The sequence below is a fragment of the Clostridium sp. HBUAS56017 genome (genome assembly GCF_007115085.1).
GTDB lineage: Bacteria > Bacillota > Clostridia > Clostridiales > Clostridiaceae > Clostridium > Clostridium cibarium.
Genome location: NZ_SULK01000007.1, coordinates 1 through 14,416, shown reverse-complemented (window position 1 = coordinate 14,416; position 14,416 = coordinate 1). Strand labels below are relative to the sequence as shown.

Sequence of the window (14,416 nt, the reverse complement as noted above, 5' to 3'; positions counted from 1 at the left end):
TGTTTCTATAACCAAATCATATTTATTACCTAGCACAAAGAAATATACCAATTAATGATATTTACGCCAAAAAAAATAGCAGTAATAGTTCCGAGTACTAGATATGGTCCAAAAGCAATTTCATCTTTACGTCCTTTAAGTTTAAAGATTAAATACATTAATCCTACAACTCCTCCAGTTACAAAAGATATAAATATTGCAAAAATAATTTGTTTTATCCCTAAAAATAGTCCACAAATTGTTGCAATTTCTATATCTCCTTCACCCATTCCTCCTGTGACCTTTACAATTATATATATTATGAAAAATCCTATAATAGCACCTAAAGCGTAACCTCCGGGAAATTTGTTATCTATTTTCCATTTAATAATAAAAAAAACCCCTCCAGATACTGCTCCTACTATTGTGGTAATCCTATATACATATTGTGTTTGTAAATCTATTATTCCTATTACTACTAATATTGATAGTAAAATACTATATTTTATAAATTCAAATGTGCATCCAAACTTAATATATAATGCTACATATAATATTGCATTAGTAATTTCTACTAATGGATATTGTATAGATATCTTTTCCTTGCATTTCCTGCACCGTCCTTTTAGTATGAAATAACTTAAAACCGGAATTAAATCATAAAACTTTAATTTATATCCGCAGCTTGTACAATGCGACGGTGGAAAAGAAATAGACTCCTCATTTGGAATCCTACATATACATACATTTAGGAAACTTCCAATACTTAAGCCTATTAATATAATAAATAAGATAATATTCATCACCCCTTCATGAATAATTGCTAACCCCATTGTAAAACATTCCCAACTCTAAATCAATAATATTTTTACAATTAATGTATATATTTTCATAACATATTTTATTTTGAATATAATGTATATATTTTCAATAATTCAATAGTATACTCTATATTTCTCAAAAATATATCTTTTTATTTTTTAGACAAAAAAAGATTGTATTAATAAAAATTTACTAATACAATCTCTTTTTTAACCTTATATTTTTCCTGCTTTTTTATTGCCAGTCTTTGCTTTTCCTTGTATTTCTGGAACTGTTGGTTCTTGTTTTGTAAAACGTTGCTTATGATTACTTTCAGTTCCATGAGGTTCATTTTCATCAGGTCTTCTCATACCAGCTTTGGCCATAAAATCACTCCTTCTCTCTTAATACTTTTAGTTTCTTAAATTTGCAATAGAAATATTCCTTGAAAATTTATGTTATTTCTTTTTTGTTTTAAACATTCCTCCTACCGAGTTACTACTTTCTATTCCATAGGCATTAATAGCTGTTATTATTACTTCATATTCAGTTTCAGAATTTAACTTTTCAAATTCTTGAGATAAAACTTGCGGCATAGGAATTAAATAAAACTGTGAACTTACTTTGTACGTTTTCTCTATTTCTCCTGTTTTTCTATTTCTAAAATCATATTTGTAAGAATAAACTATATCTTCACTTTCACTCTTCTTATTTATCTTAGCTTGATTTGTTTCAATTCTACAATTCATACCTTCAATATCACTTACTCTAACATCATTTATATCGAAATATGGTTCCTTACTCTTTTCTTTTCTGTCATCTGTATATTTAAAATCTTTCTTTCCCTTTGAGATATCTATTATCCAATCTTCACCTATATATTGATTTGATAATAAATCTAATCTTTTAACCTTAACTACATTCCCTTTTACTTCTACTACCATCATCTGAAAAGCATTATCTGAGTAAGGCGGAATACTTCCATACATCATATCTGGCTCTAATTCAAAATAGCTTATTGTACTAGTATTAATAGCTGTAAAATCTTTTTGATATATACTTTTAGGATCATTCAAAGGATAATGTGAATGTCCTGAGAAATGTATAACTTGAGGATATTTTTTCAAAACTTCTGCTAAATCATTTGTATTCCATAAATCTGTACCACAAACTGTATTCTTTATTCCGTGGTGCATAAATACAAATATAGGTTTATTAGGATCCTCATTAACTGCTTCATCTAATTGTTCTATAAGCCAACTTTCATCTAAATAGTAATTACTTCCCCCATATTCACCTTCACTTGTACGTGGACTTAATGTTATAAAGTGATATCCATCTAAATTTATATTTTCTTTTGGATTTCTTCCTATAGTTGATTTAAAAAGTTCTGCTGAATTACCTTCATGATTACCCATTGATGCTATAATCTGTGTTTTTGCTTTTTTATTATCATTTATAATGTTTTTTACGACTTCGTATTCACCTTTTGATCCACTATCTGTTAGATCTCCTGCAATAGCAATAGCTTTCATATTACTATCTAAATTATAGATAGTTGAAAATACCTTTTTAAGTCTATCCCTTTCTCTAACTTTATGGGGTGCTATGTGCAAATCACTTATTACCGAAAATCTAATATCAACTTCATCACTTAAAGTATCAAATTTTGATTTAACACCAGCTTTCGGTATTTTGGCTACAAAAGCTATAATAACTAATGCAATTGTAATTAATGTGGTCAATATCTTCTTAATCATGATTTTCCCCCTGTTAATCTACTTACCCAATAATAACTTAACCATTAAACCTAAACTTAATACATATTTTCTTTTATAGACAATAAAAACATAGGATACTTTGTCCTATGCCTTAGTTATTAATATTAATTATATTATGGCCATTAGCAATCAATGTATTAATAGTTTTTTCTAAATCTTCTTCCTTTACTAGGATATAATCTGTATCAAAAGTTGAAATGGCAAATATGCTTATTTTTTCTTCTGCAAGAATGCTACTTATATTCGATAAAATCCCTATAAGTGAAAAGTCTAATGGTCCTTCAATTTTCAAAATTCTCCAGGTTCTCTCAACTTTTATTTCCTGGGGAATGTTTTTATCCTCACATACTATACTTAATTCATCTTCTGTTCTAGTTATCGAGGTAAACTTCTTAGAGTTAACCCATCTTGGAACTACTTCCTCATTATCAAGACGACAAACTATATAATTTTCTTCTAATACTTTTATATTCAATATACTCCCCTCCCATATAAATATCTATTTATTTTATTATAATACAAATCCTGTAATAATATAACAATTATTACAGGATTTTCGCAATATTATTTATTCTAAAAATTCAATTACTCCTTCATCTAATCTTTTTATCCTAGCTAGAGAATATACATCATATCCTTTTTTATCTAACAATTCTCTTCCTTTTTGAAAAGACTTTTCTATCACTATTCCTATTCCACCAACTCTTGCTCCGGCTTGCTCTATAATTCTTGCTGCCCCTAAAGCAGCTTCTCCATTTGCTAAAAAATCATCTATTATTAAAATTTTATCACCTTCACTAATATAATCTTTTGATAATGTGAGTTCATAATCTAGCCCTTTGGTGAAGGAATGTACCGTTGTTTGATATACACCATCTTTTAATATCTTAGATGTTTGTTTCTTTAATGTTACCATTGGTAGATTCATATGTAATGCAGTCATAACTGCTGGTGCTATTCCTGAACTTTCTATTGTAAATACCTTAGTTATACCTTTTCCCTTAAAATACTCATTAAAGCAAATTCCAATCTCTTTCATAAGTTTTGGATCTACGCCATGATTTAAAAATGAATCTACTTTTAAGACATTTCTATTTAAAGCTCGTCCTTCTTCTAATATCTTTCTATTCAATGACTTCATTATCATTTTCCTCCTTATTTTCTTCTTTTAGTATTTTATTTAAAATTAATGCCACTATTGTTCCTGTTGAAATTCCTGATGAAAATATCAATCTTATTCCTTCTGGAAGCTGCGATATAAATTCAGGTCTGAATGTAACACCAAGTCCTAATCCTATTGAGGCAGCAATTATTAAAATATTTCTATTATTCATTTCTATAGTACTTAACGTCCTAATTCCAGCAGCTGCAATAGTTCCAAACATGACTATCCCAACTCCACCTAAAACTGGTGATGGCATTATATTTATAAGTGCTGCAAACTTAGGCAAAAATCCAAGTGCTACTAGAAGTATCCCTGCCATAATAGCTACTTTGCGACTAGCATTTCTTGTTAATGGTATAAGTCCAACATTCTGACTAAAAGTAGTATTAGGAAAGGTTCCTAGAGCTCCTGCTAAGGCACTTCCTACACCATCTGATAAAACTCCTCTTCCTATAATCTTGTCATCAGCTTTTATTTTAGAAACTTCACATATAGTAGCTAAACATCCTACAGTTTCAATTACTGTGACAATATATGCAGGTACAAATGCCATTACATACTTTAAATTAAAATCCACTCCAAATTCAAATAATTTAGGAAACTCAAACCAACTTGCTTCTTTAACCAAGCTAAAATCCACCATGCCAAAAGGTATACAAACTACATATCCAATAACCATTCCTATTAGAACTGATGCAGAACTAACTATTCCCTTGCCATATCTATTAATTAGTAAAGTTATTATAAGCACAAACATGGCTATAGCAATATTCTTAATACTACCATAATCTTTACTTCCGTTTCCTCCTGCTGCCCAATCAATAGAAACAGGTACCAAAGTTAAACCTATCAAACACACAACAGTTCCTGTTACTATTTTAGGAAAAAACTTTAATAATGGCTTTATAAAAAAGCTAAGTATTACTTCTACTAAAGATCCTAATATAGTTGCTCCAACTACTGCCGGAAGTCCAGCGGCTGATCCAACTGCTATTATTGGAGCTACGAAAGTAAAGTCAGTTCCCATAACGCAAGGCACTTTTGCCCCTACAGGACCTATTCTTCTAGATTGCATTATAGTTGCAATACCAGATGCTAATATTGTAGCTCCAAGTATTGTTGTAGAAGCTTTTCCATCTAGTCCAAGTGCATTTGACACTACAAGAGGAACTGCTATAATTCCTCCAAATGCAGCGAAAATATTCTGAAATCCAAGTAATATTTGAACCATTGTACTTGGAGTATCATCAATATTGTACATTAAATCATCATTATTTAATTTCTTTTTAGTTTTCTCCATTTTTCTTCCTCTCTCACTTTTTGTTTAAAATATTTTATAAAATAAAAACAGCACCCCTTTTGAGGTGCTGTTTTTGAATATAATAAATAACTCTATTTAAAACAACTCACCTCGTAGTCTGCTATTTTACGGTTAGCAGGTAGAAACTTTGGGACCATATTTCCCACTTTATACGAGTTTCATATAACAAAGTCGATTATATCACAAATTATCATTTTATAAAAATTATTTATTCTACTTTAACCCATCTAAATATCTTTCAATTCTCTTTAAAGCTTCGACTATATTATCCATAGATGAAGCATAACAAGCTCTAATAAATCCTTCTCCACATTCTCCAAAAGCATTTCCAGGAACTGTTAGTACCTTTTCCTTCTTCAATAAATCTTCACAAAACTCATCTGAAGTCATTCCTGTTGCTTTTATAGATGGAAATACATAGAAAGCTCCTAAAGGTTCAAAGCAATCTAATCCTAATTTTCTAAAACCATCCACTAAAACCCTTCTCCTTCTATTGTATTCCTTAACCATCTTACTTACACTTTCATCTCCATTCTTTAATGCTTCTATAGCTGCATATTGTGCTGTTGTTGGAGAGCACATAATTGAATATTGATGTATCTTTTTCATTTCATTTAATAAAATAGAATTACCACAAACATATCCAAGTCTCCAACCAGTCATAGCATATGACTTCGAAAATCCATTAATAACAACAGTCTGATCTTTTACTTCTTTGAAAGAAGCTATTGATATGTGAGGTTCATCATAAGATAATTCTGCATATATTTCATCAGATAATATTATAATTTCTTTTTCTTTTAATAGATCTACCAAAGGCTGAAGTTCTTCTTTTGTCATAATAGCTCCTGTAGGATTATTAGGAAAAGGCATAATTAGAACCTTTGTTTTTTCTGTAATAGCATCTTCAAGCTCCTCTCTTGTAAGCTTAAAATCATTTTCTGCCTTTAAATTTATCACCTTTGGAGTAGCTCCTGTGAAAGTTGTGCAACCTTTATAGGCAACGAAACTTGGCTCTGGTATTATTACTTCATCACCAGGTCCAACCAAAGTTCTTAAAGCTATATCTATACCTTCACTTCCACCAACTGTTACTATTATTTCATTATCTGGATTATATGATAAATTAAATTTTCTATCTAAATATTTAGATATTTCTTGTCTAAGTTCAATAAATCCAGCATTTGAAGAATAATGTGTATGACCCTTTTCTAGAGAGTAGATTCCAGCTTCTCTTACATTCCAAGGAGTAACAAAATCTGGTTCCCCTACCCCCAATGAAATAACATCATCCATTTCGTTTACAATATCAAAAAATTTTCTTATACCTGAAGGAGGCATATTTTTCACGTTATCTTTAATCATCTTCTCTAGTATCATATAAAAATTGCCTCCCTATCATCTGTCTTTTCTTCCTTAAATATTGTTCCATGTTCTTTATATTTCTTTAATACAAAATGTGTTGCTGTTCCGTTTACGTACTCTTGACATGATAGTTTTTCAGCTACAAAAGAAGCTATTTCCTTCATACTCTTCCCTTCTACCATAACCATAAGGTCAAATCCACCTGAAGACATTAAATAACAAGCCTTAACATGGTCAAATTTATATATTCTTTCAGCTACGCTATCAAAACCAACACCTCTTTGAGGAGTAATCTTTACTTCTATTAGTGCTGTAACTGTTTCCTTCCCAACATTTTCCCAATTTATTAACGTTTTATATCCAGCAATTACACTTTTCTCTTCGTATTCCTTAATTGCTGCCCTAACTTCTTCTAATGATTTACCTGTCATAACTGCAATTTGTTCATCAGTATACCTGCTGTTTTCTTCTAAAATCTCTAAAATTTCTTCCATTTTAAATCCTCCATAAATATAAATTGAGTAATAAAAAAACTCCATCCCCAAAAAGGGACGAAGTTAATAATCCGCGGTACCACCCTAATAAGTAAATTTCTTTACTCACTCATGAAAGAATACAATCATATTCCTCCCTTTGTAACGTAAGGGCTACGGCATTATCTACATTAAGAATTATCTTAGTTCTCAATAAGCGATTCAAAGGCTGCTTCTTAAAAGATTTCTACTAAGTTTCACCTACCCTTAGCTCTCTAAAAGAAATTTATTTTAATACTCTTCCTTATCATTATCTTTTCATATCACATAAACATTATCTACTATAATTAATACTAAGTCAATGATAATTATTGATTTTTATTAATTATTTCATTACATTCCTTAGCCAATTTTGTAAAACTATCAAGTGACTTCACTATTTTTTCATAACTTATACAATAAGAAAGTCTAACATATCCTGGTCTACCAAAAGAAGTTCCAGGAACCATAAGTAAGTTATATTTCTTTCCTATTTCAACAAACTTTTTATCATTCTCAATTAATGCTTTTGGAAATAGGTAAAATGCCCCTTCTGGTTTTACACATTCAAACCCTAATGATATCAAGTGGTTATATAATAGGTCTCTATTCTTTTTATATATATTAACATCGACTTCTGCACCTAAAGTCTTAGCTATAACTCTTTGAAAAAGAGACGGTGCATTTACAAACCCAAGTATTCTATTTGCAACATTCAAAGAGCTTACAACATCTTTAAAATCATCTACTTCAGGATTTACTGCAATATATCCAATTCTTTCTCCTGGAAGTGACAATGATTTACTATAGGAATATCCTATAAATGAATTCTTATAGTAGTTAAGGATAAATGGCACTTTAACACCATCATAAGCTATTTCCTTATATGGTTCATCTGAAATTAGAAATATTCTAGTCCCATATTCCTTTTGTTTCTTTTCTAATGTTTCTGCCATTCTCTTAATTGATTCCTCAGTATATACTACTCCTGTAGGATTATTAGGTGAATTAATTATTATGGCTTTTGTCTTACTTGTAATTCCCTTTTCCAATGCATCTATATTAGGTTGAAAAGTTTTCTCTTCAGATTCTACTATAACAAGCTTTCCATCAAAATTTTTAACATAGTTTGCATATTCTCCAAAGAAAGGCGCAAAAGTTATAACCTCGTCTTCTGGGTTTAATATAGTTTTTAATATAATATTTAACCCTCCTGCAGCTCCGCAAGTCATTATTATATTTTCAAAATTTAAGTTAACACCATTTTTCTTATTTATGTATTTTGCAATTTCTTCCCTTACATCTTCATATCCTGAATTATTCATATATCCATGAACATAATTTGGACTTTCTTCTTGAAGTATATCTGATATAGCTTTTCTTATGGTTTCAGGTGGTTCTACATTGGGATTCCCCAAACTATAATCAAATACATTTTCCTCTCCATAAATTGCTGATAATCTCTTACCTTCTTCAAACATTGCTCTAATAGTAGAACTATTTTTAACTAATTCCTTCATCTTTTCTGAAATCATTTTTTTGCCCCCCTAAAATAATAATAGTAACTATAGTCCAATTTAATTATAGTTACTATTATATCATCTTTAAATCTTTTATATGCAATAGAAATAATAAAAGTTATTTATTATTTCTTGTTAAGTAATGATACAAAGCCCCGATTTTATTAGCATTATTCCCATATTTGCATTTCCTAATATTAGGTTTTATGACGCCATCTTCTTTCTCTAATAAAATATCTAACTTCTTATCTATGGAGCTAAGATAATTTTCTCTTTCACAAATAGCTCCCCCAAGAATTATAACTTCAGGATCATAGGTATACTGAATATTATAGATACCAATTGCCATATAAGTATAATATTTTTCAACCTCTTCTATTGCAATTTCATCTCCTTCTTCATAAAGCTTAAAAACCTTTAATCCATCTATCTCTTTCTCAGAAACACCTTTTCTAATTGCTACATTTTTAGCTAGTACCATTGTTGAGCCTATCTCACTCCAACTTGCAAATCCATCTTCATCATATTTTACAATTGAGTAACCAAATTCTCCTCCATGCAAATGAGTTCCCTTATGAATCTTTCTATCCTTAACTATTGCTCCTCCAATACCAGTTCCACAAACAACAAATGCTAAATCATTTTCGTCTTTACCTGCACCTAGCCACACTTCTCCTAGAGCAGCACAATTTGCATCATTTTCTATCTCTACATTTAATCCAGTCTTTTCTATCAAAATTTCTTTAAAATTAGGTCCATGAATATATGATATTGCACTAGTTCCTCCTATAATTCCAGTTTCACTATCTACAGCTCCTGGTGCACTAATAGCAATTCCTTGCAAGTTATACTTAGTCTTATTTTGATTAACTGATTTTGCTAAGCTATCGAAAAACAAATCCATATTTTCAGCTATATCAATCTTTTGATTATTTATAATTTCTCCATTTTCACTTATTATAGAAGATTTTACAGAACTTCCCCCAATGTCAAATACCATATAATTTTTCATATTGCTTCCCCCTAATTAAAATCCATTATTTTTTGATACTTCCTTAATCCATCTTCCTGACTTTTTAATAGTCTTCTTTTGTGTCTTTAAATTAACTGCAATAAATCCATATCTATTCTTATAAGCATTAGTCCATGACCAACAATCTATTGGAGTCCATGTATGATACCCAAAACAATTTGACCCCTCTTCTATACCCTTGTAAAGATATTCTAGGTGCTCTTTATAAAAATCAATTCTATAATCATCTTCAATTATTCCATCAGAATTTATATACTTTTCTTCGCCTTCTACCCCCATTCCATTTTCAGAAATGTACCAAGGAATATTTCCATAGTTATTTTTTATATTAATTGCTATATCATACATACATTCAGGATATATCTCCCAGCCCCTATATGGATTTATCCTCTTGCCGGGCATATCATAATTATCAAAATATTTGTCTGGCATCCACCCTCTTGAATTATCATAAAGAAACTCTTTTGCCTTTACTCTTCTTGGTTGATAATAATTAACCCCTAAGAAATCTATTATATTTTCTCTAATAATTTGAAGCTCCTCATCTGTTGATTCCCAGATTACATTATCATCTTTTAATATCTTCACAAGGCTTTCTGGAAATTCTCCCTTTACTGCTGGACTCAAGAAAGAATTATTAAAGAAATCGTCTGCAAATTCGCTTGCTTTGACATCTTCTTCATCCTGTGATCTTGGATATGATGGTGTTAGATTTAATATAATTCCTATTTGCCCTCCATTATTATTATATCCCATTTTCTTGAATTTTTGTATAGCTTTTGATGAGGCTAAATTAATATTATATAACACTTGTATAGCTTTTTTTCCATCTGAAATTAAAGGATAATGAAATTTATATAAATATTCACCTTCTACCACAACCATCGGTTCATTAAAAGTTGTCCAATATTTAACTCTGTCACCAAACAACTTAAATGCAGTTTCTGCGAACTTAACAAATAGATCAATTACATGCTTAGATTCCCATCCACCATATTTGTCATATAATTCTACCGGCAAATCAAAATGATGCAAATTTATTACAGGCACTATATTATTTTTTATGAATTCATCTATTATATCATTATAAAATCTAACTCCATCCTCATCTGGTTCGCCTGTTTCTAAATCTTTTATAAGGCGTGTCCATTGTATTGAAGTTCTTACACTATTAAGTCCAATATCCTTAATCATGGCTATATCTTCTTTATAACTATTGTAAAAATTAGATGCCACATCAGGACCAACCTTATCGAAAAATGCCTCTGGATCTATATCATACCAGTAATCAAAAACACTCCTATGCAATTTATTGAATCGACCCTCAGATTGGGGTCCTGAAGTAGCTGATCCCCACCAAAAATTATTAGGAAATTTAAATTTTGTAGTCATTATTATCTCCTCCATATCTATTAACTTTACCTTAAGTTTACAACTATGAAATATGAACGTCAATATAAAGTTATGACTTTTCTATAATTAGTTATATCTTTTAATTTGATTTGATATTAGATTTTCATAAATATAAAAAAATAGTATAAAAATATATCTCTATATCCTTATACTATTTCTATTATATAAATTCCATATTGAATACCACGTAGCCATCACTATATTCTAAATTGTATTTTATTGAATCATGCTTCTCTAAAATCAAATAAACTATATATAATCCTAGACCTGATCCTCCAGTTCTATTATTTCTAGATTTATCAACTCTATAAAATGCATGGAAAACTTTTTCCATATCCTCTTTTGGTATTTCTACACTTGTATTTTTTACTGATAGCCCATTACTATTCAAGTTAACTCTAACTTCTCCTCCCCGTGGAGAATGTTCAAAAGCATTTTTTAATATATTATTTAAAGCTTTCCTTAATAATTTCCTATCTCCACTTACAAATACATCATCCTCAATTATTTCATAAACACTTATCTTTTTCTTTTCAGAAAAATAGTAATTGCTTCTTAAAACTTCCCTCAACATTTCTGATATATCTATATACTCCCTATCAATTTCAAATCCACTGCACAGATTTTTTGAGACATTAATTATCTCCATAACTAAGTTTTCCATTACCTTAGTTACTTCATAAACTTCCCTCAAATACTTATCTCTATCTTTATATCTTCCTATTCCATGAATCATTCCTTGCACTTGGCCACTTATTATTGTTATAGGAGATTTTAATTCATGCGATATAACAGCCATGAATTCCCTTCTTTCCTTGTCTACCAGTAATTCTTTCTTTAAATCACTTTTTAATTGATCATTAGCTCTTTTTAGTTTTTCTATAGTCGTACTTAAATTACTTTTAACTATATCAAGACTATTGGATAACTGCCCTATTTCATCTTTATCATAACTATAAAAGTTTTGTGAAAAATCTAATTTAGCTATTCCTTCTGCCTTTTTTGTAAGTTGTATTAATGGTTTACTTATAACTTTTGAAAAAAATAAGGCTGTCATCATAGATATCATTAACGTTGATATTATTGCAAATGGCAAAAAAACCCTAATAATAGTTCTAATTTCTTCAGACCTTACTGGAATGTGAATATTTAAATTGCATTCTTTATTATCTATTTGCTTAAAGGTAAAATCTTTAGTTATATTTAATCTTGTTATATCTGATCTAGTACTTTTTAAATGATACTCACTTGGAATCACATATCCATCTCTAAAAGAAGTATATACAATTTTCCCATCATTATCAGTTATGGTCATCATAATATCATTGTCATAGGTAAAATCATCTAATTTTTCATTTAAATCATTAAACTTTGTTGTTTCCAGTTTGTCAATTAACTTATCTATTTTTTTATTTATTACATATTTCCTATAGTTTACATACACTGAGGGGGTAAATACTATAAGTGAAAGATGTAGTATTATAAATCCTATTAATAATGCTATAGTATTAGATAAAACAATTTTTTTTCTAATACCGAGATTATACCAACTACTTCCCCAACACATATCCAACCCCCTTAAGTGTTTTTATATAGTCATATCTTATCTTTTTTCTTATATTTTTCACATGGGCATCTATAACCCTAGTATCACCATAATATTCATATCCCCAAATATTTTCTATTAAAGATTCTCTGGCTGCTACCTTTGGATATATCTCTATAAGCATTTTTAATATGTTAAATTCTTTCAATGTTAATTCTATTTCTTCATTTTCTACGTAAGCTTTATATGTACTCAAATCAAGTTTTAATTCTTTAAAAACAAGTAATTTTCCTAAATTATTTGCTTCTCTTCTTCTTTTTAAGACTGCTTCTACTCTTTTGATTAATATATTAAAAGAAAATGGCTTCGTAATATAATCATCTACTTCTAACTCAAAACCTTTTACCTCATCTTCTTCACTACCTAATGCTGTTAAAAATATAATGCTTATTTCTTGATTATTTTTTCTTATCATCTTACATAATCCATAACCATCTAACTTTGGAAGCATCACATCTAAAATTACTAAATCATATATATTATTCTTGTACTTTTCATAGCCTTCCATACCATCACTAGCTGAATCTACCTTATAATCTTGAGATAGCAAAAACTCAACTACAAGTTCCTGTATCCTCAAATCATCTTCTACCACAAGAATTCTATTCTGCATTTTTATCTCCTCCGTAATTTTCCTCGTAGATTTATTGTTTACTTATATAATAACATGATATGACAAAATAATCCCGTATAAGACATAATCTTATACGGGATTATTTTTTTGCAATTAGTAATTAACCAATTGCACAACATTAAGACCATTTAATGTTAATCATTTTCTCATTTCTACCCATTACCTAGTTAAAAGTGTCCTCAATTTGATTCTTTCCCCAAAGAATCATTATACTCTTATAATTCCTAAAAAATAAAATTTAAAGACCTACTATTTTTCTTATCTTTAAATTAATAATTACTATGCTATTATAATAATATATCCATTTATATTTGTAATGAAATTAATGTGAATTTAACATGTAGTTTGCAAACAAAAAAAGTATATGAAGTTATATTTAACCCCATATACATATTTATACTAGTGTTTAAATTGTTTTCCTGCCTTTTCTGCTTTTCTTTCTTCAATCAAATTTTTAAGTAGCTGATTTAAAGTCCACTCAATTGATGTCTCTGTTACTACTGCCTTCATGGCTGGTGCTATCCTCATTTTTTTCATATTATCTATAAATATACTTACTTTTTTTGAATCTAAACTATTAAATATAATAGCTCTATCTTTTATCTCAGCATTATCAAGATTTTCTGTAATATTACCTACTATTATATCTTTAATAGTATTTTGAGAATTTTTCCATGTAACTTGAATTTGTTCTTTTATCCCTATCATACTAGCATATGCTTTAATTAATTTCTTTTCCTTTTCATTAAAGTTACATATAATTATACATTCCTTATCAATCATAATTTATCTCCTAACTCAAAATAAGAATTCTATTCAAATATTTCATTGTAGATTTCCTCTTTAAATCCTAACACTATTTTACTATCTTTTATTAATACCGGCCTTTTTACAAGCATTCCATTAGTCGATAAAATTTTAGCAGCTTCTTCCTTCGTTATATTTTTTACTTTCTCTTTTAAGTTCATATCTTTATATAAATTACCCGATGTATTGAAGAATTTCTTTGGCTCTAATTCACTTTTTTCCATCCAGTTCAATAATTCTTCTTCTGTAGGATTTTCCTCCACAATATGTCTATCCGTAAATTCTATATTCTTATCATTTAGAAATTTTTTTGCTTTCTTACATGTAGTACATCTAGGGTATTCAATTAATATAACACTCATATTCACACCTCTTATTAACTAATAATAATTATTATAGCATAATAATTTCAAAAAATCAAAATATAAATATACGTAAAAAAAGCTATCTTTTCTTTTCTGAAAAGATAGCTTTTTATA

At 29.1% G+C, this 14,416-nt stretch carries 15 protein-coding genes, 1 riboswitch and 1 other annotated feature; all 15 genes read right to left on the bottom strand.

The window, feature by feature from the left end; all coding sequences use genetic code 11:
- Nucleotides 1-29 precede the first annotated feature (29 nt).
- The 15 genes from FAY47_RS07920 to FAY47_RS07855 all read right to left on the bottom strand — a co-directional run bounded on the left by FAY47_RS07920 (nt 30) and on the right by FAY47_RS07855 (nt 14,299).
- Nucleotides 30-782 carry an A24 family peptidase gene (locus tag FAY47_RS07920; RefSeq protein WP_143316290.1) on the bottom strand — a complete coding sequence of 251 codons (753 nt, stop codon included), beginning with the start codon at nt 780-782 and terminating at the stop codon, nt 30-32.
- Between the two features lie 234 nt (nt 783-1,016).
- Nucleotides 1,017-1,166, bottom strand: coding sequence for a hypothetical protein (locus tag FAY47_RS20255; protein ID WP_185966764.1), 150 nt, complete (start codon nt 1,164-1,166; stop codon nt 1,017-1,019).
- 72 nt (nt 1,167-1,238) lie between these two features.
- Nucleotides 1,239-2,540 carry a metallophosphoesterase gene (locus FAY47_RS07915; RefSeq protein ID WP_143316165.1) on the bottom strand — a complete coding sequence of 434 codons (1,302 nt, stop codon included), beginning with the start codon at nt 2,538-2,540 and terminating at the stop codon, nt 1,239-1,241.
- Between the two features lie 112 nt (nt 2,541-2,652).
- Nucleotides 2,653-3,039 (bottom strand): ACT domain-containing protein, encoded by a 387-nt coding sequence (locus FAY47_RS07910; protein WP_341480419.1) that lies wholly within the window; start codon nt 3,037-3,039, stop codon nt 2,653-2,655.
- A gap of 90 nt (nt 3,040-3,129) precedes the next feature.
- Entirely contained in the window at nt 3,130-3,702 is a 573-nt protein-coding gene (locus tag FAY47_RS07905) for a xanthine phosphoribosyltransferase (RefSeq protein WP_143316163.1), read from the bottom strand.
- The gene (locus FAY47_RS07900; protein WP_143316162.1) at nt 3,686-5,026 is read right to left on the bottom strand and encodes a nucleobase:cation symporter-2 family protein; all 1,341 of its coding nucleotides are present in this window, start codon (nt 5,024-5,026) and stop codon (nt 3,686-3,688) included. The genes FAY47_RS07905 and FAY47_RS07900 overlap by 17 nt, the downstream gene beginning before the upstream one ends.
- A 94-nt stretch (nt 5,027-5,120) precedes the next feature.
- A riboswitch (purine riboswitch) is annotated at nt 5,121-5,222 on the bottom strand.
- Nucleotides 5,223-5,260: 38 nt separating this feature from the next.
- Entirely contained in the window at nt 5,261-6,427 is a 1,167-nt protein-coding gene (locus FAY47_RS07895) for an aminotransferase class I/II-fold pyridoxal phosphate-dependent enzyme (RefSeq protein ID WP_143316161.1), read from the bottom strand.
- Nucleotides 6,424-6,906 carry an Lrp/AsnC family transcriptional regulator gene (locus FAY47_RS07890; RefSeq protein ID WP_143316160.1) on the bottom strand — a complete coding sequence of 161 codons (483 nt, stop codon included), beginning with the start codon at nt 6,904-6,906 and terminating at the stop codon, nt 6,424-6,426. Before FAY47_RS07890 ends, FAY47_RS07895 begins: the two co-directional genes overlap by 4 nt.
- A 50-nt stretch (nt 6,907-6,956) precedes the next feature.
- Nucleotides 6,957-7,205: a binding site (T-box leader), on the bottom strand.
- A gap of 48 nt (nt 7,206-7,253) precedes the next feature.
- The gene (locus tag FAY47_RS07885; protein WP_143316159.1) at nt 7,254-8,459 is read right to left on the bottom strand and encodes a pyridoxal phosphate-dependent aminotransferase; all 1,206 of its coding nucleotides are present in this window, start codon (nt 8,457-8,459) and stop codon (nt 7,254-7,256) included.
- 103 nt (nt 8,460-8,562) lie between these two features.
- Nucleotides 8,563-9,456 (bottom strand): ROK family protein, encoded by an 894-nt coding sequence (locus FAY47_RS07880; RefSeq protein ID WP_143316158.1) that lies wholly within the window; start codon nt 9,454-9,456, stop codon nt 8,563-8,565.
- Between the two features lie 15 nt (nt 9,457-9,471).
- The gene (locus FAY47_RS07875) at nt 9,472-10,869 is read right to left on the bottom strand and encodes a glycoside hydrolase family 1 protein (protein ID WP_143316157.1); all 1,398 of its coding nucleotides are present in this window, start codon (nt 10,867-10,869) and stop codon (nt 9,472-9,474) included.
- A 181-nt stretch (nt 10,870-11,050) separates the two neighbouring features.
- A complete protein-coding gene (locus FAY47_RS07870) occupies nt 11,051-12,457 on the bottom strand; it encodes an ATP-binding protein (protein WP_143316156.1) in 1,407 nt (468 codons plus the stop codon).
- Nucleotides 12,441-13,109 (bottom strand): response regulator transcription factor, encoded by a 669-nt coding sequence (locus FAY47_RS07865; protein ID WP_143316155.1) that lies wholly within the window; start codon nt 13,107-13,109, stop codon nt 12,441-12,443. The genes FAY47_RS07870 and FAY47_RS07865 overlap by 17 nt, the downstream gene beginning before the upstream one ends.
- Before the next feature lie 420 nt (nt 13,110-13,529).
- Nucleotides 13,530-13,913 (bottom strand): DUF3783 domain-containing protein, encoded by a 384-nt coding sequence (locus FAY47_RS07860; protein WP_143316154.1) that lies wholly within the window; start codon nt 13,911-13,913, stop codon nt 13,530-13,532.
- A 29-nt stretch (nt 13,914-13,942) separates the two neighbouring features.
- Nucleotides 13,943-14,299: an arsenate reductase family protein gene (locus FAY47_RS07855; protein WP_143316153.1), complete on the bottom strand. Its 357-nt coding sequence runs from the start codon at nt 14,297-14,299 to the stop codon at nt 13,943-13,945.
- Nucleotides 14,300-14,416: the final 117 nt, after the last annotated feature.